The organism is Carboxylicivirga mesophila, from assembly GCF_018271975.1.
Classification (GTDB): domain Bacteria; phylum Bacteroidota; class Bacteroidia; order Bacteroidales; family Marinilabiliaceae; genus Carboxylicivirga; species Carboxylicivirga mesophila.
In genome coordinates this window covers 1-2,655 of record NZ_JAGUCN010000054.1, presented here as the reverse complement: position 1 = coordinate 2,655, position 2,655 = coordinate 1, and the positions used below count along the sequence as shown (strand labels likewise).

The window sequence follows — 2,655 nt, the reverse complement described above, 5'->3', positions numbered from 1 at the left end:
TTGAGATTGTCCGTCCGAGAGGACGAGACTATCGAGGCGGGAATCTGCCCACCCAAAGTGAGCTGAGCCCTGCTATGCGCTATGGCGGCGTGTTGTAGGTCGTTATTTTTCATTATTTAATATTGCAACCAAAATGCAGGTTACAAAACTCATTATAGTCAGGATTATGGCAAGAATGTCTTTTGTCAAAGATTGATTTTGTCTAAACTTTAACATTAACATATCAGTTCGCCTTTTGGGTTGAAAAAGTAGCAAATTAATCAATTGTATTCCGACTGCACCACTAACTATAATTATTGGGTTTCTGAATAATAATTCTTGTATTCCAAATGCAATAAAAGTCAAGCTGACAAGGCCAAAAACGAGAAAACTTACAATAATACTGAATAGACCAATAGCTAATATGTCGAAATGAAAGTCTCTGATATATGCAAAATAAAATCCGTGAATGATATAATACCAATAGAAATAGAAGTTCATGAAATCAACTTTATGGATGTATCTATCAATTTAAATATGATATAATAAATTCTCTGATATGCAAGTCCTAATGACCTACAACGGCCAGGCTATGAAGCGTAGCTTGTGTTGCGCCTGCGGCAAGCCTATGCTTTATAAGCCATTGTTAGGCACTTTTATTTTTTAGAAAAATTGCCAAGAGTTTTTTGTTATTTGTGGATATAGAAATCCTATTTCATTAATTCTTTTGTCTTTATGCACCTCTAAAAGATTTATAAGAGCATCAGTATCTGCTTCTAATTGCATAAATATCATCTCTTTATTAAATTCTGTTTTATGTTCATCTTTAAGAAAACTGATAATACAAAAAGACAACAACTTTCCAACATACCACTCTAGATGATGCCACAAATTAGAGTATTCGTTAATAAATTTACCACTATGAACTATCTGATTTCTATGAAGATAAATTCTATCTAATTGATACTTAATTGACTGTTCTGACGACTTAACTTTGTCTAACCAATAATTAACTTTTACATCATTCTTTCCTGTATAAGCATCATTTAAAAAGCAAAAGGCTTTGCAAAGAAGATTTGAATTCTCTTTTAATTTATCGAAAGGGTCATTCTCATCGGTAAAACTTGTGCCAAGCCAATCAACCCACTTACTAATGCCATCAGCTTTGTAATTTATATATGATGTATACATTCCAATGTCAGAAAGTGAACTATCATTAATCCAATCTGTATTTACATATCTTGAAATAAAAGAAGTTACTTCTCTACCAATAGCACCAATAGCTAGACATTTAGAAACAAAATATTGCACATTCTCAATATCATTATTTTTCATCCGATATGGTAGAAGCGTTTCTAAAGATGTCCATAAAAGCGATAATGAATTCTCAATTGATTTAGAGCCTATTGCTAGGTTATAATAATATAGAGAATCCCTTATTTCTTCTATAATAGGAATACCATCAGTAATATTAAAATCAAATTCATATGACCTTTTAATGGTTTCTAAGGTTGAAGTTAATGTGCTTTTCCGTTTAACTACATTAATTGGGTCGATTGTAATATTTGATTTCTGAAATTTACTTGACTGCGTATCAAATTTCCAGTGAACTGAATCAAAAAAATTCGTAAAAAACTGAAGGCTTAGACGGTCTTTTTTAGCAACATAATTTTTAAGCCCGATTTCATAAATATTTCTTAAATAATTGTGAGGGTCTAGTGTTGTATGTTTTATAAAATATAAAGTCTCATCTTCAGAAACAACAAAATCATCAAATAGAAAATCGCTAATTTGTTCTTTTGTGACTACTTCGTAGAAAACTTTTCTCAATTTTAAATAACTTAAAACAGATTCTATTTCATCTTGGCCTGATTTAATTTTTAGTAAAAAACAATAATCGGTTGGCTTACTAGAAAACTTCTTAACAATTCTTTTAGGGCTTTTATTTCCATTAGAATTTTTAATACAACGGAAGGCAATATCACTTATACTAGTAGCGGAATAGCCTCTATGTATGAGGTAAGGAACTAAACAATCAATTATACTATCAATAATAGTTGCATTACGATTAAATTCATTTGAATCAAAGTCAACTTTATTCAATTCTAGTAAGATGTTTGAATAATATTCATGTCGAATTCGTAATTCAAATATTTTTGTTTTATTTATTAGTACAGATAACTCACCTCCATTGTCTTTAAGTTTATTAGGTGTTATAGATTTATAGTAGTCAATAATATCGGAGTGATATGTTTGAAGAATAAAATCATTGACGATACTAGACGAAAGTGTTTCATTAATAGATTCGTTAAGTAAACTAATTAACCTATGAACAGATTTTATTCGTTTTTGAGTCAAGGTAGCGACTTCGGTTATTTCATGAATTAATGTATAACCATTTGTAGTTCGGTGTCTATTCGATATAATTTCCTCATAATCTACCCTTTGCTTAATTCTTTCTATAAAGTATTTGCTTAGGTCAGTATGTGAAGTATTCCATTCATCTTTTTTTGCTATCCACATTTTTTCTTAATGTTATTTTAAAGAAATGCAATTAATTTTACGAGCTGTAATTGTGCCTAACGGTTGGCCGCATGGCGCTGTAGCAGATTCTGCGTTGAGATTGTCCGTCCGAGAGGACGAGACTATCGAGGCGGGAATCTGCCCACCCAAAGT

The 2,655-nt window shown here is 31.1% G+C and carries 1 protein-coding gene; it reads right to left on the bottom strand.

The features are described 5' to 3' along the window. Nucleotides 1-642: 642 nt before the first annotated feature. Nucleotides 643-2,502 carry a hypothetical protein gene (locus KEM09_RS21685; RefSeq protein WP_212232031.1) on the bottom strand — a complete coding sequence of 620 codons (1,860 nt, stop codon included), beginning with the start codon at nucleotides 2,500-2,502 and terminating at the stop codon, nucleotides 643-645. Nucleotides 2,503-2,655: the final 153 nt, after the last annotated feature.

What these genes read in the sequence shown, in the direction of transcription:
- KEM09_RS21685 (WP_212232031.1), bottom strand. Translation starts at nt 2,502, where the DNA reads ATGTGGATAGCAAAAAAAGATGAATGGAATACTTCACATACTGACCTA.